This window comes from Caminibacter pacificus, from assembly GCF_003752135.1.
GTDB classification, from domain to species: Bacteria; Campylobacterota; Campylobacteria; order Campylobacterales; family Nautiliaceae; genus Caminibacter; species Caminibacter pacificus.
In genome coordinates this window covers 75,475-93,068 of sequence record NZ_RJVK01000001.1, presented here as the reverse complement: position 1 = coordinate 93,068, position 17,594 = coordinate 75,475, and the positions used below count along the sequence as shown (strand labels likewise).

At 35.5% G+C, this 17,594-nt stretch carries 18 protein-coding genes; 2 read left to right on the top strand and 16 right to left on the bottom strand.

Features of this window, described 5'->3' with window-relative positions:
* Positions 1-9: 9 nt before the first annotated feature.
* From EDC58_RS00520 to EDC58_RS00500, 5 genes are all read right to left on the bottom strand, one after another.
* Entirely contained in the window at positions 10-1,746 is a 1,737-nt protein-coding gene (locus EDC58_RS00520; protein WP_123351541.1) for a nickel-dependent hydrogenase large subunit, read from the bottom strand.
* A 3-nt stretch (positions 1,747-1,749) separates the two neighbouring features.
* Positions 1,750-2,883 carry a hydrogenase small subunit gene (locus tag EDC58_RS00515; RefSeq protein WP_123351540.1) on the bottom strand — a complete coding sequence of 378 codons (1,134 nt, stop codon included), beginning with the start codon at positions 2,881-2,883 and terminating at the stop codon, positions 1,750-1,752.
* A 103-nt stretch (positions 2,884-2,986) separates the two neighbouring features.
* Positions 2,987-4,144, bottom strand: a complete 1,158-nt coding sequence (locus EDC58_RS00510) for a nickel-dependent hydrogenase large subunit (RefSeq protein WP_123351539.1) — start codon at positions 4,142-4,144, stop codon at positions 2,987-2,989.
* Complete coding sequence (locus tag EDC58_RS00505; RefSeq protein ID WP_123351538.1) at positions 4,116-4,991, bottom strand: NADH-quinone oxidoreductase subunit B family protein; 876 nt, start codon at positions 4,989-4,991, stop codon at positions 4,116-4,118. Before EDC58_RS00505 ends, EDC58_RS00510 begins: the two co-directional genes overlap by 29 nt.
* Positions 4,975-5,562, bottom strand: a complete 588-nt coding sequence (locus tag EDC58_RS00500) for a TetR/AcrR family transcriptional regulator (protein WP_123351537.1) — start codon at positions 5,560-5,562, stop codon at positions 4,975-4,977. Before EDC58_RS00500 ends, EDC58_RS00505 begins: the two co-directional genes overlap by 17 nt.
* A gap of 46 nt (positions 5,563-5,608) precedes the next feature.
* On the opposite strand from EDC58_RS00500, the gene hypA reads away from it, so the two are divergent.
* Positions 5,609-5,959, top strand: a complete 351-nt coding sequence (gene hypA / locus EDC58_RS00495) for a hydrogenase maturation nickel metallochaperone HypA (protein ID WP_123351536.1) — start codon at positions 5,609-5,611, stop codon at positions 5,957-5,959.
* Between the two features lie 7 nt (positions 5,960-5,966).
* Here the strand turns inward: hypA and EDC58_RS00490 are convergent, their stop codons facing one another.
* The 3 genes from EDC58_RS00490 to EDC58_RS00480 form a co-directional block, all read right to left on the bottom strand.
* Complete coding sequence (locus EDC58_RS00490) at positions 5,967-6,269, bottom strand: hypothetical protein (protein WP_123351535.1); 303 nt, start codon at positions 6,267-6,269, stop codon at positions 5,967-5,969.
* A 20-nt stretch (positions 6,270-6,289) separates the two neighbouring features.
* Positions 6,290-6,844, bottom strand: a complete 555-nt coding sequence (locus EDC58_RS00485; protein WP_123351534.1) for a DJ-1 family glyoxalase III — start codon at positions 6,842-6,844, stop codon at positions 6,290-6,292.
* A gap of 357 nt (positions 6,845-7,201) precedes the next feature.
* Positions 7,202-7,897 (bottom strand): hypothetical protein, encoded by a 696-nt coding sequence (locus tag EDC58_RS00480; RefSeq protein WP_123351533.1) that lies wholly within the window; start codon positions 7,895-7,897, stop codon positions 7,202-7,204.
* 69 nt (positions 7,898-7,966) lie between these two features.
* Between EDC58_RS00480 and EDC58_RS00475 the strand changes: the two genes are divergently transcribed.
* Positions 7,967-8,545 (top strand): LPP20 family lipoprotein, encoded by a 579-nt coding sequence (locus tag EDC58_RS00475; protein ID WP_123351532.1) that lies wholly within the window; start codon positions 7,967-7,969, stop codon positions 8,543-8,545.
* Positions 8,546-8,548: 3 nt separating this feature from the next.
* Here the strand turns inward: EDC58_RS00475 and hemN are convergent, their stop codons facing one another.
* The 8 genes from hemN to EDC58_RS00435 form a co-directional block, all read right to left on the bottom strand.
* On the bottom strand, positions 8,549-9,907 hold the full coding sequence (gene hemN, locus EDC58_RS00470; RefSeq protein ID WP_123351531.1) for an oxygen-independent coproporphyrinogen III oxidase: 1,359 nt from the start codon (positions 9,905-9,907) through the stop codon (positions 8,549-8,551).
* A 10-nt stretch (positions 9,908-9,917) separates the two neighbouring features.
* Positions 9,918-10,802 (bottom strand): hydroxymethylbilane synthase, encoded by an 885-nt coding sequence (hemC, locus tag EDC58_RS00465; RefSeq protein WP_123351530.1) that lies wholly within the window; start codon positions 10,800-10,802, stop codon positions 9,918-9,920.
* 32 nt (positions 10,803-10,834) lie between these two features.
* Positions 10,835-11,818: a porphobilinogen synthase gene (gene hemB, locus EDC58_RS00460; protein ID WP_123351529.1), complete on the bottom strand. Its 984-nt coding sequence runs from the start codon at positions 11,816-11,818 to the stop codon at positions 10,835-10,837.
* The gene (gene hemE, locus EDC58_RS00455; protein WP_123351528.1) at positions 11,815-12,849 is read right to left on the bottom strand and encodes a uroporphyrinogen decarboxylase; all 1,035 of its coding nucleotides are present in this window, start codon (positions 12,847-12,849) and stop codon (positions 11,815-11,817) included. The genes hemB and hemE overlap by 4 nt, the downstream gene beginning before the upstream one ends.
* Positions 12,850-12,935: 86 nt before the next feature.
* A complete protein-coding gene (gene hemA / locus EDC58_RS00450) occupies positions 12,936-14,195 on the bottom strand; it encodes a glutamyl-tRNA reductase (protein WP_123351527.1) in 1,260 nt (419 codons plus the stop codon).
* A 2-nt stretch (positions 14,196-14,197) separates the two neighbouring features.
* Positions 14,198-14,668 (bottom strand): alkylphosphonate utilization protein, encoded by a 471-nt coding sequence (locus EDC58_RS10180; protein ID WP_123351526.1) that lies wholly within the window; start codon positions 14,666-14,668, stop codon positions 14,198-14,200.
* Entirely contained in the window at positions 14,668-17,151 is a 2,484-nt protein-coding gene (locus EDC58_RS00440; RefSeq protein ID WP_123351525.1) for a cytochrome c biogenesis protein CcsA, read from the bottom strand. The genes EDC58_RS10180 and EDC58_RS00440 overlap by 1 nt, the downstream gene beginning before the upstream one ends.
* A complete protein-coding gene (locus EDC58_RS00435; RefSeq protein ID WP_123351524.1) occupies positions 17,148-17,570 on the bottom strand; it encodes a thioredoxin family protein in 423 nt (140 codons plus the stop codon). Before EDC58_RS00435 ends, EDC58_RS00440 begins: the two co-directional genes overlap by 4 nt.
* Positions 17,571-17,594 lie beyond the last annotated feature (24 nt).

Here is a 17,594-nt window from a genome sequence, read left to right as displayed (position 1 = left end):
TGTGCCTCCTTAGCATGCACCGTAAAGTGGGTCTACTTTGAATTCACCAAGTTTTTTACCTTTTACGTCCATTACGTGAACCGCACAAGCAATACATGGGTCGTAAGAGTGAATATTTCTGATAACTTCAAGAGGTTTAGTCGGATCTGCAAGTTTCATACCGATTAGGTTAACTTCATAAGCACCTTTTTTACCGTTACCGTCTACAGGACCTGCATTCCAAGTTGAAGGAACTACAGCTTGCCAGTTTTCAATTTTACCGTCTTTAATTCTACACCAATGGCTTAGCATTCCTCTTGGAACGTCACCGATAAATCTACCTTTGTATTCTTTGTTTTTATCAATTACATAAGGTGTTACTGTAGTTTTATCTACTTTTAGGTTTTCTACTAAGTTGTTAAATGCTTCAAGACCGTAATCAGCAATTGTTTTAGTTTGAAGCATTCTTGCCGCAGTTCTTCCAAGAGTCGTAAATAACGCTTCAGCAGGAAGACCAGTTTGAGCTAAGAACTCATCAACAACTTTTCTAACTTTTTCATTTCCTTTTGCATAGTTAACAACCATACATGCAAGAGGACCAACTTCCATAGGTTCTTTATTGTATCTTGGAGATTTAATCCAAGAATATTTTCCTTCCGGATTCGCAACTTTTGTATGAACAAGTTTTCCTTCACCGTTAATACTTTCACCGTCTACGTATCCTGTATATTCAGGAACAGTCTCACCGTTATACGGATGTCTGAATCCTGTATCTTTGTACCAAGAGTGAGTTACGTCTTCTTCGATTTTGCTTTCATCTATTTCATAGAATTTGCTTAAATCGAAATCTTTAATATAACCGCAAGCGTCAAATAACCAAGAGTTAGCACTTGTTTGCATAGTTCTGTATGTTAGGTAGTTACCTAAGTTATTTTTTTGTACGACGCTCGGCTCGTTACCATAAGCAGCAGCTGCCATTACGATGTCGGCATAGTATGCTCTGTTTGTATAATCTGCAAGTTCTTTAAATTTAGTCATATACTCAGCAAGTCTTGCAGGGTCTTGTAAATCCATAACACAAGTAACACCACCTACGGTTAAACTTTGCGGATGTGGGTTTTTACCACCGAAAATTGCCATCATTTGAGCGGCAATTCTTTGCATTTCAAGTGTTTTTAGGTAGTGAGAAAGTGCAATTAGGTTTTGTTCCGGAGTAAATCTCATTGTTTGGTGACCCCAATATGCATTTTTGAATGGTCCTAAGTCACCTTTTTCAGCAAATTTAGCTACTCTTTTTTGAACTTCTCTTAGATGATCTTCACCTGTTGCGATAGGTTCATAACCTTTCGGAACATATTTGAAAGCTTCTTCACTCGCTTTTTTAGGGTCCGCTTTAAGCGCACTGATAATATCAACCCAGTCAAGTGCATGAAGTTGATAAAAGTGTACGATATGGTCATGGAAAAATAGTGCGAAATCAAGTAATGTTCTTGTAAGTTTCGCATTTAGAGGCGGCTCGATACCAAGAGCGTTCTCAACAGCAGTGATACCTGCTTTATAATGTGAATAAGTACAAACACCACAAATTCTTTGTGTCATAAAACCTGCGTCTCTCGGGTCTCTTCCTTTTAGAATTACTTCGATACCTCTCCATAATGTCGCAGAAGAATACGCGTCTTTAATTACGTTGTTTTCATCCAAAACAACCTCTACTCTTAAGTGCCCTTCAATTCTTGTAATCGGGTCAATTACTACTCTTTTAGCCATCTATTACTCCTTAGGATTTTTAATTGCGCTTAGTGCTGCATGTGCTGCAATCGCTACACCAGCTACTGTTAAGATTGTGATACCTACTTTATCAGCAGTAGCGTCAGCATCTACCGACATAAATTTTTTATTTGCAAGAGGCTCTTCATACGGTGCCATACTATCCCAGAAATCAGGCTCACTACATCCGATACATCCGTGTCCCGCTTGAACAGGCCATGAAGTATGTTGATTGAATCTTTCTCTACTACAGTTGTTGAAAGTATATGGACCTTTACATCCTACTTTATATAAACAGAATCCGTTTTCAGCTCCTGCATCACCGAATTGTTCTACGAATTCACCTGCGTCGAAATGACCTCTTCTTTCACATAGGTCATGGATTCTAAGTCCGTATGCCCATTTAGGTCTGTTGAAGTTATCAACAGCAGGTAATTGTCCGTAAAGAATCACATAAACTATTGTACCTACAATATTTTTTGCACTTGGAGGACATCCGGGTACATTAATTACAGGTTTGTTTAATACTTTATTGATTCCAACTGTTCCTGTAGGATTTGGATATGCAGCTTGGATACCACCGAAACTACTACAAGTACCAACAGCAATAATTGCAGCGGCTTTGCTTGCAGTTCTTTTAAGTTTTGCAAGCCCTGTTTCAGCTTCAGGTCCGATTGTTAAATATTCTCCACCGTCTTTTGTAGGAACACCACCTTCTACACATAAGATAAATCTTCCTGCAAATTTTTCAAGTGCTTCTTCATAGTTTTCTTCTGCTTGCCATCCCGCAGCAGCCATAATAGTGTCATGATATTGAAGATTGATGTAGTTAAAAATCAAATCGTCAATTGTAGGAGCATCCGTTCTTAGCAAACTTTCACTACAACCAGTACACTCTGCCAAGTGTAGCCATACCACTGGAAGTCTGTCACTTACCTCAGCAGCTTCTGCCACTACCGGAGCAAATGATGCTGGAAGTCCTAACATTGCTGCCATTGCAGCTGACCATTTTAGAAAATCTCTTCTTGTAAATCCGTTCTCTTCAAGTACATCTTTAATCGATTTGCTTCCAACTCCCGGAAGCTTTTTAAGAGCTTCAATTCTCTCTTTCATTTGTTTCATAAGTGCATCATTCATCGTCTTCCTCCGAATTAGAATTCATTCATCATTATTTTATAATAAAAAATTATCAAAAAGCAAGGAAAAATTAATATTTTTTTAATATTTTAGATAATTTTTTCTAATGAGACACACAAACGGCACAAATATCGAAACATTTAAAAATCGTGTCGATATATTCTGTTTTTTCGCCCATCATGGCTGCTTGTGCCGCAGAAGGATTTTCTTTTGAAGACGAAGAGAGATTAAACTGTGTAGGTACTATGATATTATATTTTCTTATAACTTCATCATCTATTTCAATTTCATGAATCAAACTTCCTCTTGGTGCTTCTATTGCGATTTTACCTTTACCGCTTTTCTTATTATATTTTATATAAGAAGGCTCCAATACATCTATATCATTAACTATTTTCAATAAATAATCAATAACCAAATATACCTCGTAAATACGAGAAAAAACTCTCGTATAAATACTATCTGAATATATTTCGTATTTTTCGCGCACTTTTTCGTTAAAAAGATTTCTCGCTAAAGACCCGACTTCCACAAGCCTATTTTTATAAAAAACATTTTTACTTAATGAAGAATTTTTTTCTTCATCAATTTTTGTAATATCTCCGTTAGTTTCAAAATAAAGATTATTCCCAAGGACCAAGAATCTACCTAAGCTTTTTCCTATCTCTTTTGGCAAATCTTCAAAAAAAGTTTCCAAATCTTCACTTTTTCCGTTTTCATCTACGACGTTTTTTTCTATATTCTCTTTTAAATGTTTTAACATATCCTTTATTTTAAAAACTTCAAGATTAGTCAAATCACAAGTAACTCCACCCGGAACAATATACGAATTATGTGGAAACTGACCTGCTATTAACGCAATAATTTTAGAAGCTTCTCTTGCGATATCAAGACCTTTAAACATAAATTTCCTATCTTTAATTCGAGTCGGAAAAAGCGTTACGTAAAACCATTTGAGGTGATTTTGAATAATCTCAAGACCGACTGTTATATCTCTTAAAATTTCTGCTTTTTTAGAAACTTCCAAACCAAACGCTTGTTCGATAACTTTGGCACTTGCCAATAAATGCGAATGACCGCAAATACCGCAAATACGAGGATTTATTACAAGTGCATCCATATAATGACGCCCTACCAAATAATTTTCAATCCCCCTATATTGCCAAAACTCTATTTCGACAAAATCTACAATATCTTCTCCGTATATTTTAAGATTGGCTTCGCCTTCAATTTTATTTACTATTTTTTGTGTTATTTTCATCACAATCCCCATATTCTATTAAAGGTTTATTTAATCGTTCATTTTTAAGGCTTTTTGCAACTCCGGCAAGTGTTAAATATGCTCTTTTGCTAACACCAAGCGGTAAATTAGCCGGAATTCCCATAAACGTTTCGGTTTTAAAAAGATTTTTTTTAGGAAACGTACTTTCCGTACAACCGAAACACGGAGTCCCGGCACGAGGTTTGGAATTTACTTCGTTCCAAAGTATTTTATTACAACTACTATGAGTAAAAGGTCCTTGACATCCTTGAAAATAATATAAACACCCTTCTTTCGTACCGAAACTCTCTGCGTCTATTTTCCACTCGAAATATTCGTTACGTATACACCCCATATGAGAAGTATAAGAAAATGTTTCAAGAGGTCTATTTTCAGAGTCCAAATCTATTTTTTTATTCTCTATAATCATATTTAGCACATATGCAAGCCACTCAGGATGTGCCGGACATCCGGGAATATTGATTACTTTTTCTTTACATTTATAAAATTTACCGTGAGATTCTTTGTTATAAACAATTCCTTCACCAAACATTCCACCATAAACCGCACACGTTCCAAGAGCAATAACTTTTTTTGCCGAAGAAAAAAGTGAAGTAATTAAATTATGAAGCTCATAACCGAGTCTTGTAAAATTGGATTTTAAAGCACCCTCTATAACCAAAATATCGCAATCTTGAATTTTAAATTCTTCAGTATCGATTAAAGGATGGTAAAGTAGCTCGATTTTTTTAAATATTTCCTTAAATTCCGGATAATTAAAAAAAGAATGACTGCACCCGTTACATCCTACGGCATCAATCCATATAAGTTTAGGCTTTGAGTGCATTGTAGATATTCTCGCTTACCGGTTCGATATATTCATCCAAATCTTTTCCCAAAATACCCTCTCTATTCAAAAACGCAAGTCCGCCGATATATCCCATAAAAAGTCCGAACGCAGCAAAAAAATCTTGGTTTTTAAGCTCTTTTTTTCTAACTCCCTCTTCAAAAAAGATCATAATCTCGGTCACAAAAGCAGAAACACAAAGCATTCCTTCGCATCCGTTATTAAAAATCTCTTTATTAGATAGATAAACTCTCATAAAATAATCTACAAGTTCGGGTTCGGTTTTTGCCATTTTGAAGTACAATTCAACAATTTTTTTTATTTTTTCTTTAGAACTGATATCCATATCGTTAATTTTTCTGATTTCATCACCGAATTTTTTTGACGTGTATATTAAAAGCTCTTTTGCCAAAGACTCTTTTGATGGAAAGTAATTATACATATTCCCGACACTCATTCCCATTTCACGTGCTATATCCGCTATCGTAGTAGTATAAAAGCCCTTTTTTGCAAAAAGTTCAAGAGCTGTTTTCATAATTTGTTCTTTTTTAGCCTCTTTACTCACTTTTATCCTTTTTTTTCCTTAATTATAATATAATTTTAAAAAAAGGTTATGAATGCATGAATATTCAATAGTCGATTCACTACTTCAACTTGCAGAAGAACACGCTATAAAAAACAACGCAAAAAAAGTAACCAAGCTCGAAATAAAAATAGGTGTTTTAAGCGGCGTGGAACCTGATTTGTTAAAAACGGCTTTTGATACTTTTAAAGAAGGAACCATGTGTGAAGAAGCCGAATTCATAATGAAAATACAACCGGTAGTCGTGCGGTGTGAAAAATGCGGCTTCGAAGGCGAATTAAGCAAAGACGAATATTTATGTCCCCAATGTCAAAGCGGTAATATTAAAATTATAGACGGGGAAGATATGTATCTTATGAGTTTGGAGCTCGAAACGGACGATTAAGTCCGTTTTAGCAGATTTTAGGAGCGATTTTTATTCTGTAAAGATTTCTATTTATATACAGATTCCCGCTAAACGGGTCATATTCTATCTCTTCCGGTAAAAAAGAGGTCTTAAGGTCGAAAAACTCTTCGTTTTCGAATCTTATTACTCTATCAAAAAATCTATCGATTATAACTTTCGTATTTACAACCCTAACATCGTTTCCAAGAGCATACTCAACCATTGCTTCAAACTCTTGGACCTCATCAAAACATCTTATTTTAGAATCCCAATTTTCCAAAAAATACTCAAGCGCTTCAAGTCCTCTCATGATTCCCCTCCTTTAAGGTTTTAGCAGTAGTCTGCTAAAAGCCCTTCTTTTAATGCTTTATAAGTATCTTCGCCTGCAAATTTTCTAACTATTTCAAGTCCGAAACAAATCGCAGTACCAGGTCCTTTTGAAGTTAATACGTTTTTATCTTCTACAACTTTTGCGTCACTTACGTATCCTTCCTTTCTAATATTACCTTCCCATCCCGGGTACGCCGTATATTTGTCTTTTAACACTCCGGCAGTTTTAAGAGCATATGGCGCCGCACAAATCGCACCTACGTATTTTCCTTTTTCGTCCATCTCTTTTAATAATTTTTGAACGTGCTCATCTTCAGCTAAATTAATCGCTCCAGGCAGTCCTCCCGGTAATACCACCAAATCAAGTTCATCAGCATTTACAAGCTCGATTTTAGTATCAGGAATAACTCTTACGTTATGAGCTCCGTAAATTACATCGCCGCCGACTCCAGCTACTATTACGTTAAGACCGCCTCTTCTCATTACGTCAATCAAGCTCATAGCTTCGATTTCTTCAAATCCGTTTGCAAGCGGAACACATACATTTACTGCCATTTTCGCCTCCTTTTTTAGTTTATTATACTAAATTTTCTTTCATATCTCAACTAACTTTTGATGTTTTTATTCCTTTTCTCCACACCACCTCATCCAATTTCACGATTTCACTTATTTACTACTTTACCATTTATTTTCCATATATCACTATAAAAAATTAACCACCTTCAACAAAAGAGCAAATTTCGACCATTCCAAAAAAGCTAAAAAGCACAAACCTCTTCGAGCTCGTGTGCTTTTTTTTAATGCTTTTTTTCCATTAAAATTTGCAATTGTTTCAGGTTGCTTAATTTTACATTTATATCAACTCTTCAATTTCACTATCTCACAATTTCACAATATCACCATCTCTTTTCCCTACCCCACATTCTCAATCTTAACTCTTAAAAACGGATACTCGTCCACTTTTTTCAATACGACTCCGAAAGTACCTTTAAGTTCCGGGATTTTTCTTAGATTTTTAATCTCTCCGTCCACTTTTACTTTTAAAGCTTTGATTTTATTTGCGATTACAAACTGATGAGAACATAATAGTTCATCATCTTTTACGACATTCGGATCGTCACACGCATAAACTACGCTTCCGTCAAAACTCGGAAGTTCGTCAATCTCTTCAAGTGCCATTTCGTAAGTTTTTTCAGTTTCCATTATCTCTTCTAAAATAGGATCGCTCGGTTTTAAAAATTCCGGGAGTTTGATTCCTTCTATTTTAAAACCTCCGAAATCTCTTAAAATACACAAAAATTTTTTTATATTTTCAACTTTCGGATGTAAATGAATATCTTTGCCTATTATTAAAGTACCTTGTTGAAGTTTTTCAAGGTCGAATTCGTCAAAGTTACTCTCACTAAAAAGATATCCGTCATCCATTTCGTCAAAATAATCCCTAATATGCTCAGGAACGTTATCATAAGTAAAATGTTTAGCTATCAAAGCGATTACAGCTTCTTCGGCCATAGGTTCATAAGCGATAGAATCTTTATATTTTACGGGATGTAGAAAAATATCGGCATCAATATTTTTTAAAGGAAGATTTCCGATTGAAATTCTCATGGTTTACCTTTTTTCACAATTATATTAAAATTTTTGTATATAATATCATAAAATGACTAAGGAGATAATATGAAATTAAAAATTGCGTTAATGTCGCTTGGGGCACTGCTTTTGATAACGGGATGTAGCTCGAAAAAACCAAATCCTAATCAAATCCAATGCTCAATCGACGGTGCGAAAGCTCCGGCATGGGTATGTAACGGAGCTGCGAATATGAAAGACGGAATTTATGCCGTAGGAAGCGCTCCGAAATCTCCCCTCGGGTATAGTTTCCAAAGAGAAGAAGCAATGGCAATTGCAAGAGACGAAATAGCAAGAAGACTCGATTTAAAAGTTAAAAACCTACTAAAAAGATACTATTCAAGCACGGGTACCGTAAACAATCAAACGGCAGAAAGAGTCGTTACCAGCGTATCTAAACAGCTAACAAAACAAACACTTAGAGGTTCTCATTTGATAAACACATGGGTATCTCCTAAGGGTACGATGTTCGTACTTGTAGGTATGACAAACGAAGACATTAAAAACTCACTAAAAAACGCAGTAAAAACGACTTATAAAAACGACGAAGCTTTATGGCAGGAATTTAAAGCGAAAAAAGCTCAAGAAGAGCTTGAGTATCAAATCGACAAAGAGTTCGGGGAGTAATCCCTAAATACTCTTTGAAAACACTTTTTGATTTTTCATTTTTTTGAAATACTCATCAAACGGAAGTACGATATTTCTGATTAAAAGTGTTCCTGTTTTATTTACCGATATTTTCTCAGGCGTAATCTCAACAAGCCCCTCATCAACGAATTCTTGAAGTTCTTTTATTTCATTTTCGAATTTTTTAAAGAAATCGATTCCGAATTTCTCTTCGAATCTTTTAATGTCAAATGAGAAATTCGCCATCATCTCCATAATGACATATTTTCTGATTTTGTCTTCTTCGTTTAAGATAACTCCCCTAAAAGTCGGAAGTTTTCCTTCATCGATAGCTTTTTCGTAGTTTTTTAAATCTTTGTAATTTTGAAAATAAGCGTTTTCAGTTTCACTGATGGATGTTAAACCGAATCCGATTAAATCCGCACCGCCTTTAGTGGTATAACCTTGGAAGTTTCTGTGAAGTTCACCTTTTTCGATAGCTTTAAAAAGCTCGTCATCAGGCTTTGCGAAATGGTCCATTCCGACCATTTTATAGCCGTTGTTTTCAAAAAAGTCGATTACGTATTTGAAAATTTTAAGTTTTTCTTCAGGACTTGGAAGAGTAGTTTCGTCAATTTTTCTCATACCTTTTTTCAGCCACGGAACGTGCGCGTAATTAAACACCGCAAGTCTATCCGGGTCGAGTTCTTTTACAAGTTCAAGAGTCTTTTTGAAAGTTTCGAGCGTTTGAAAAGGAAGTCCGTAAATAAGGTCTACGTTTATAGAGTCTATTCCGGCAGCTCTTGCGATATCCACCGCTTCTTTTGTCAAATCGAAAGGCTGGATTCTATTTACCGCTTTTTGAGTCTCTTCGTTAAAATCCTGAACCCCGAAACTTATTCTGTTAACTCCGTATTTTCTCATTACATCCATATGTTTCTGAGAGAAAAATCTCGGGTCTATTTCCACACTGATTTCGGCATCGTCTTCGAAATTTTTGAAATGAGAATAGATTATTTCATAAATTTCTTCAAGTTCTTCTGGAGTAAAAAACGTAGGTGTCCCGCCTCCGAAATGAAGCTGTCTTACCATTCTGCTGGTATCTAAATATTTAGCCCAGATATCAAGCTCTCTTTTTAGATAATCGATATATCTTCTTCTTTTATCGGCTTTACTTGTATATACTACGTTACATCCGCAAAAATAACAAGCACTTCTACAAAAAGGAAGATGAAAATAAAGACTTAGAGGCTTATCTGATTTTAGCTCATCTATAATATCCTCGGGAGTTAAGTCTCTAAACTCAACAGCCGTCGGATAAGAGGTGTATCTTGGTGCGTGTCTTGAAAATTTGCTTAATTTTTTAAAATCGATTCCGCTCATAATAACTCCATTACATTAATTTTTTAAACTCTCTTGCAAAATCTCTACCCGCATTTTGCCATTCGTCAAACGCTACGACCAAATCTCTTTTTACCACTTCTCCTTTAATTTCAAGTGCAGCTTTTATTTTTATAGAATCGTCTATCATCATTTTGGCATTTACACCGACAGGAGCGTGACATCCGAGTTTAAGTTCATCTACGAAATCTCTTTCGATTGTCGTTTCTATTTGAGTTCTTAAATCGTTAAGAGGTTTTACCGCCTCGATAACAGCCGGGTCATTAATCGTCTCAATTCCAAGAGCCCCTTGTCCCATAGCAGGTACCATAATATCGGTATCTAAAATTTCAAAATATTTCACTTCTTTGATAATTCCGAGTCTCTTAACTCCTGCATACGCCAAAATAATCGCATCGTATTCGCCTCTTTTTAGTTTATTAATTCTCGTATCGACATTTCCTCTTAAATCAGTAATCACCAAATCGGGTCTGAATTTTTTAAGCTGCATAGCACGTCTGATTGAGCTTGTTCCTACAACCGCTTCGTGAGGAAGTTCCGCTAACGTTTCGAAATTTTCACTCAAAAATACATCCTCAACCGCTTCTCTTTTAGGAATAGCCGCAAGAGTAAAATGTTCTGTATCGTATTCCGTAGGAAAATCTTTCAAAGAATGTACGGCGATTTGAGCTTCGCCGTTTAGCATTGCTTCTTCCACTTCTTTAATAAAAAGTCCTTTTCCTCCGATACTTGCAAGAGGTTTATCTATTATTTTATCTCCCGTAGTTACTACGATTTTCAAATCCACTTCATGTCCTAAATTTTCAAGTCTTTTTTTTACCCATTCGCTCTGCCACAAAGCAAGCTTACTACCGCGAGTCGCAATTGTCAGTTTCATTCACATCCTTTATAAAATTTTTATTATTTTACTTAATTTTGAATTAATTTTGCAGCGTCTTTGCTGTGATAGCTTATAATCATATCCGCTCCAGCTCTTTTAAAACTTGTAAGTATTTCCATCATTAAAGCTTCATAATTCATCCAGCCGTTCATTGCCGCCGCTTTTACCATAGAATATTCACCGCTAACGTTATAAACGCAAAGAGGTTTTAAGGTGTTTTCTTTAATAGTTTTGATAACATCCATAAACGCAAGGGCAGGTTTTACCATTAAAATATCAGCCCCCTCTTCTTGATCGATAAGGCTCTCCAAAAGAGCTTCTCTTGCGTTTGCAACGTCCATTTGGTATGTTTTTCTATCTTTTGGCAAATAATCACTCTCCACAGGCGCACTCTCCGCAGCATCTCTAAAAGGTCCGTAAAAAGCGCTTGCGAATTTTGTCGAATAACTCATAATAGGAATATGCTTAAATCCTTCACTATCAAGTCCTTCTCTTAAAGCCTCGACAATTCCGTCCATCATTCCGCTTGGTGCTATCATATCCGCACCCGCTTTTGCATGAATTACCGCTTGTTTTTTTGAAATTTCAAGCGTTGCGTCGTTATCAACCGTTTTTAAGTGCGGATTTATAATCCCGCAGTGTCCGTGGTCTGTGAATTCACAAAAACAAAGGTCCGTAATAACCGCGATTTTGTCTCCGAACGTCTCTTTTATTTTTCTAACGCTTCTTGCAATAAGCCCCTCTTCATCAAGTGCATCGCTACCGCAAGAATCTTTTAGTTTCGGGATACCAAAAAGTATAACGGCTTTGATTCCAAGGTCTATACACTCGGCTACTTCATCCAAAAAAGAGTTTTCACCGAATTGATAAATTCCCGGCATTGAAGGGATTTCGTTTTTGCCATCAAGCCCCTCTTTTATAAAAACAGGCATAATAAGGTCGTTTTTTGTTACGTAATGCTCCCTTACCAAATCTCTTATATTGCTGTTTAGTCTTAGGCGTCTTAAGTTCATGACTCCTCCCTTAATTTTCTACTCACTTCCTTACACAAATCAACGAAATATTTAGCGTTTTCTACAGGTACGTCAGGTAAAATTCCGTGTCCTAAATTGAATATATGTCTATGACCTTTCATAATTCTTGCAATCTTCTCAACAGCGTCTTTTGTCGCGCTTTTACTATAAAGTCTTGTAGGATCCATATTTCCCTGGAGAGTATAATTGTCTTTGAAAATACCAAGAGCGTAATCAATAGGAGTGTTCCAATCAACACCTATTACATCAAAATCTCCGTCCATATCTCCCATATAAAGCCCTACACCCTTAGAAAATCCTATAACCGGAATATGAGGATATTTTTGTTTTAGGGTTCTTGCTATCTCTTTCATATAATTCCAAGAAAATTCAAAAAATTTCTCTCTCTCAAGCGCTCCGCCCCAACTATCGAAAATCATTACCGCATTTGCTCCGGCTTCAATTTGTTTACTTAGATATTCAATAGTTTCTTTTGTATTAAACGCAAGAAGTCTATGAAGAAGCATAGGGTTTGCGTATACCATTTTTTTAATTTTTGCGTATTGTTTAGAGCCTCTTCCTTCAACCATATAAGTAGCGATAGTCCAAGGACTCCCTGCAAATCCGATAAGAGCTTTTTCAGGATTTAGGCGCTCTCTAATAAGTTTTACCGCTTCATATACATAAGAGATTTTTTCATCGGCACTCGCATCAAGAGCGTCGATATCTTCTTCCGTGCTAATAGTTTTATCAAAAATCGGACCTACTCCCTTTTCAAATCTAAGCGGCAAGCCCATTTCCATAGGTAAATTCAAAATATCGCTAAAAAGTATAGCCGCATCTACATCGAGAATATCTATTGGCTGAAGAGTAACTTCAGCGGCAACTTCCGGATTTCTCGTCATATCAAGAAAATTTCCGACTTTGCGTCTAACTTCCATATATTCAGGAAGATACCTACCCGCTTGTCTCATCATCCAAACAGGTGTATAAGGTGTCTCTTTTCCAAAACAAGCATCAACAAAAATCATTCATTCTCCTTTTCTATTTTTCCTTTTTTTCCACTCACAAACTCACAATTTCACCAATTCACTATTTCACAATTTCACTACTTTACCTACTTAAAAATCCCTTTTTCCATATGATATTCGCATTTATTCATATCCATTTTCAAATCATTTTCCCCAAAAAGCCTTTTAATTACAGATACGAAAATATCTACTTCCGCGCTATCCGCCATTTTTCTAAGAGTAAGATTCGGATGATGTAAAAATCTTTTAAAAGCGTTATGTAAAACTTTTTCGACTTCTTCTTCAAGTTCTTTTGGAATATAGTGTTTTTTTACCGCGTTTTTAAGTGCAGCTTTAGAACACTCGTGCGCTTTGTCTTGTAAAAATTTAATTACCGGCTCAATCGATACAGATTGAAGATACTTTTCAAATTCTTCAACGCATTTTTCAATTAAAGCATTCGCTTTTTGAACTTCTTTTTCTCTTTTTTTCATATTTCTTTTACTAATCTCTTTTAAGTCATCGACCGTAATTACATCGATATTCGAGCATGTCATTTTTTCGATATCGTTCGGGATAGCCAAATCAAACCAAAGTCTTTTGAATTTCGTCTCTTTTACGTGTTCGTTTCTTATGACGGGATAGTTTGAAGCCGTAGCACTAAACAAAAGTCTATAATTATTGATAAGTTTTGGCAAACTATCAAGTGAATGCACGTCGATATTTACTTCATCACCAAGCTCCTCTTTTAAAGCAAAAGCATTTTCAACCGTTCTATTAACCAAAACGATATTAACTCCCTCTTTTATTAAATTTTTACATACTATTCTTGCTGTATCACCGACCCCTACTACAACGGCACTATAACCGCTCAAATCTTTCAAAATCTCTTTTGCTTTTCTAACCGCAATACTCGCAACACTCACAGGCTCGCTTGAAACACTTGTTTGATTTCTTATTTTTTTCGCACATTTAAAAGAAAAATGAATTAATCTCGTCAAATCTTGAGCAATATAATTTTTCTCATACGCTTCATAAAAAGCTTCTTTTAATTGCCCCGTAATTTGAGTCTCACCAACAACCATAGAATCAAGAGAAGCCGCAACCTTAAAAACGTGCTCGATTGCTTCATTATCTTGATAAATTTCGGCTTTTAACATCTCTTCTGGCGTTATTACCTTATGAAAAACTTTATCATAGAGTTCGTTTATATCTCTTTTTTTATCGAAAATCACCTCAACTCTATTACACGTTTTTAAGAACATCACTTCCTTAAAATCTGCAAAATCTTCTAAAGTCAGCTCACTTAATTTACTTCTTAAAACCACATCGGAGTTGCGATAATTAAAACTTATTACAAAATACATAGCTACACCTTTTTAATAAACTCCGTTTTGATATATATATTTTTTGCCAGAATATGCCCCGGAGTGTCTCCGAGTCTGATGTTTTTGAAAATCGTACCTCTTTTTATAGTATCTCCGCCTTTTACGTTCAAATCTTTTATAACCATTACGTTATCGCCGTTTTTCAAAAGATTTCCGTTTGCGTCTCTTTTTTCTTCCGCTTCCGCTTCCGCCCAAGCAAGCTCTTCGGGTTCAAGATACATCATATCAAGCAAATCGCCTCTGCCTAATTTCTTTAAAAGTCTATATGTCAACACCTTAACCGCACTTTTTTCACTCCACATTGAATCGTTTAAACATTGAAAATGATTTTCATCAAGCTCGCCGCTCTCGATTTGAGAGAGACAAGTTTCGCATAAATTCACATATTCGTCTTTCGGTTCGACTTTATAAGCCGTAACATTATTATCACTTCCGCATAAATCACAAACCATTATTTTTCTCCTTTATATTCCGGATGATAATCATTAGCGTGATTATCATCTTTTAATTCGATAGGTTTATTCATTTTTTGAACTATTCCCATAAATAAAGTTACAAGTACAACTGCAATCCAAGCTCCCATACCTGCAAATATTACATTAATCCACCAATATCCTTCCGCAGTACCTTGACCGTAACTATGAAGACCTTGAGCGATATAGAAATTCACTCCGAAATATGTCATCAATACAAAGAAAAACGATAAGAATGCAAGTAATGAGAATATAAACTCTCCTCTCATTTTAGGAATCATTTTAGTATGAATAATTAATGCATAAGCAATCATAGTAATCAAACTCCAAGTCTCTTTAGGGTCCCAAGACCAATATCTACCCCAAGACTCATTCGCCCAAACACCGCCTAAGAAAGTACCGATACTAAGCAGGGCAAGTCCGATATATAACGCGATATAGATAATATTATTTAACTGTTTAATCTGTTTATCAAGGTCATATTTTTTTCTCATTGCAAAAAGTATCAAGTTAAGAAGTCCTAACATACTTCCAACACCCAAGAAACCGTAACTTGAAGTAATAACCGCCACGTGAATCAATAACCAATATGATTTCAATACAGGCACCATATTCGTAATTTGAGGGTTAATATTGTTTAAGTGAGCTACCATCATAAACATTCCCGCTACAAAAAGACCAGCACCAAGAGCAAGCATTGATTTTCTAAAGAAAATTAACGATGCAAAAGCTGAACCCCATGCAATAAATACAATTGATTCGTATGCATCCGACCAAGGAGCGTGCCCGGCCACATACCATCTTAAAAGCATATTCGCAGTATGTATTAGTAATCCCAAATATCCTAATAATACAATAGTAGTTTCAAGTTTCGGGAATCTTTTGAGTTTGATAATTTCGATAAATCCTAAAATAATCGCTAAAAGACCGAGTGTCGTATAAACACCGATAAGTTTAGGGAAAATTTGTAATCTATTATATGTAATTTCCCATTTTATCCTACCAGGGCTTGGTAATATCTCACCGCTGTAGTCTTTTTGAAGCTGATAGATTTTTTCTCTTGTCTCTTTTTCAAGTTTTACGTTATATGTTTTGATACCCGTAGCCAAATCTTTGAATAAATTAAAATAAAAATTAGCAGTCATCGGGTCCATAAGATTCATTTTTACCGCCTGTTTAATATCATCAATACTAAACCAGCGATAATTCATTTTTTTAGAATTAGGAGTCGGAAAAATCTTGAAAATTTTAGCCGTATAAACGGTAAATGCAACATAAACTCTTTCATTTATTTTTAAAAATTCTCTTTGTAATTTTGTTCTGTCTTTGTCAGGAGTTTTAAACGCTTCGTCTATTTCTTTACTGAATCTAAAATTCCCGTTCGGTAAGAAAAATGCATTGTATGGAGCGTATTTTCCTTTAATTCCGAGCATTTTTCTAATTGCCGGATGTCCTACGTAAATAAGAGGTAGTTTTTGAAACTCATCAGGATATGCCACCATTCCTGCTACGATTTGATTATAGTTCATTCCGTACATTTTAGCTTTATATGTAAGTTTATGCACTATATCCAAATCAAGCGTATCCATAGGCTCGATTCTTCCTCTTTGCTGTACAAGTACTTTACTCCACTCATCAGCCACCGCTTTTGATTTTTGAGCGTATTCGTTAAAATCAAACGCTTTTGCGTAAGTTCCGCCAATCATTAGCATAAGTAAGATAGCAAAAAGTCCGCTTTGTTGTAATTTTTTAATAGTAAGTCTGAATCTTGATTTTTTATAAATCATACTCCATAAAAACCCTATCGCAAGTAAGATATAACCGAAATAAGTCACCCACATTCCCGGGTCGTGATTAACGGAAAGAATAGAACCTCTCTCATCCGGATCGTAACTCATCTGATAAAACCTATATCCGCCATAAACCAAAATATGGTTCATATAGATATGGTATTGGAATTCTTTATTATGTTTTTTGTCTATAACCGTTACGTAACTATCATATGAGCTCGGTTGCATACTACCCGGATATTTTCTCATAACGAATTTATCAAGTCTAACTTCAAACCCTAATTTAACAGGATAAACGTTACTCGGGTTTCCTTTGCTTTTTTGTACCATAATTACCGACTTGGTTTCACCGTTTCTTAAATGAAGAGTTCCTTCATAGCCGAAATATCTAGTAATAGCAGCTCCTAACAAAATTACGATAATTGAAACGTGTAAAAGAAAAATAGGTGTTTTTTTGTAAGTTTTGTATCTAATCATAACACCAACTAAATTCAATCCCAAAAGCCACATTATCGCTTCAAACCATTTTGTTTCATACACATACTTCCACGCTTCAGTCATTGAAGCGAATCCCAAAGTAGCGTAAATTTGCGCCACCATAAAAAATATTGACAATACTACCGCAACTTCAAGAGAGAAAAACGCTCTTGATATTCTTTTAACTACACTCATTTCGCACCTTTATATTTTTCGTTTACATCTTTTAAAATTTTTAGAAACATTTGAGGAGGTCTTGCTCCAATCATTCTAAAATACAACTCACCGTTCGGTTTGATAAATAAAATAGTCGGAGTAGAACCTGTAAAATAAGCTTCCACCTCAGCTGGAATTTGATCTTGGTCGGCTAAATAAAATACCGGTACGAAATTTTGATTAATGTAATTCGCAACTTTATCGTCGGTATATACTTTAGTAGCAAGATATCTACACGGAGGACATTTAGTAAGAGCGATATCCACCATTATGAGCTTATGCTCTTTTTGTGCCAGCTGTTTTGCAAGCTGATAATTCATAGCCCAGTTTACTTTTCCGCTCCACTCAAAAGCGAAAACGGACACAACAAAAAGTGCCAATGCTAAAAACTTTCTCATTTTTTCGCCTTTTTTGTTGTATTG

Bases quoted from the DNA above. Each gene is read 5' to 3' on its own strand.
- EDC58_RS00440 (WP_123351525.1), bottom strand. From the start codon at position 17,151: ATGAGTGTAGTTAAAAGAATATCAAGAGCGTTTTTCTCTCTTGAAGTT.
- EDC58_RS00480 (WP_123351533.1), bottom strand. From the start codon at position 7,897: ATGAGAATTTCAATCGGAAATCTTCCTTTAAAAAATATTGATGCCGAT.
- EDC58_RS00510 (WP_123351539.1), bottom strand. From the start codon at position 4,144: ATGAAAATAACACAAAAAATAGTAAATAAAATTGAAGGCGAAGCCAAT.
- hypA (WP_123351536.1), top strand. From the start codon at position 5,609: ATGCATGAATATTCAATAGTCGATTCACTACTTCAACTTGCAGAAGAA.
- EDC58_RS00435 (WP_123351524.1), bottom strand. From the start codon at position 17,570: ATGAGAAAGTTTTTAGCATTGGCACTTTTTGTTGTGTCCGTTTTCGCT.
- hemA (WP_123351527.1), bottom strand. From the start codon at position 14,195: ATGTATTTTGTAATAAGTTTTAATTATCGCAACTCCGATGTGGTTTTA.
- hemN (WP_123351531.1), bottom strand. From the start codon at position 9,907: ATGAGCGGAATCGATTTTAAAAAATTAAGCAAATTTTCAAGACACGCA.
- hemE (WP_123351528.1), bottom strand. From the start codon at position 12,849: ATGATTTTTGTTGATGCTTGTTTTGGAAAAGAGACACCTTATACACCT.
- hemC (WP_123351530.1), bottom strand. From the start codon at position 10,802: ATGAAACTGACAATTGCGACTCGCGGTAGTAAGCTTGCTTTGTGGCAG.
- EDC58_RS00520 (WP_123351541.1), bottom strand. From the start codon at position 1,746: ATGGCTAAAAGAGTAGTAATTGACCCGATTACAAGAATTGAAGGGCAC.
- EDC58_RS00505 (WP_123351538.1), bottom strand. From the start codon at position 4,991: ATGCACTCAAAGCCTAAACTTATATGGATTGATGCCGTAGGATGTAAC.
- EDC58_RS10180 (WP_123351526.1), bottom strand. From the start codon at position 14,668: ATGGTTTGTGATTTATGCGGAAGTGATAATAATGTTACGGCTTATAAA.
- EDC58_RS00490 (WP_123351535.1), bottom strand. From the start codon at position 6,269: ATGAGAGGACTTGAAGCGCTTGAGTATTTTTTGGAAAATTGGGATTCT.
- EDC58_RS00515 (WP_123351540.1), bottom strand. From the start codon at position 2,883: ATGAATGATGCACTTATGAAACAAATGAAAGAGAGAATTGAAGCTCTT.
- hemB (WP_123351529.1), bottom strand. From the start codon at position 11,818: ATGAACTTAAGACGCCTAAGACTAAACAGCAATATAAGAGATTTGGTA.
- EDC58_RS00475 (WP_123351532.1), top strand. From the start codon at position 7,967: ATGAAATTAAAAATTGCGTTAATGTCGCTTGGGGCACTGCTTTTGATA.
- EDC58_RS00485 (WP_123351534.1), bottom strand. From the start codon at position 6,844: ATGGCAGTAAATGTATGTGTTCCGCTTGCAAACGGATTTGAAGAAATC.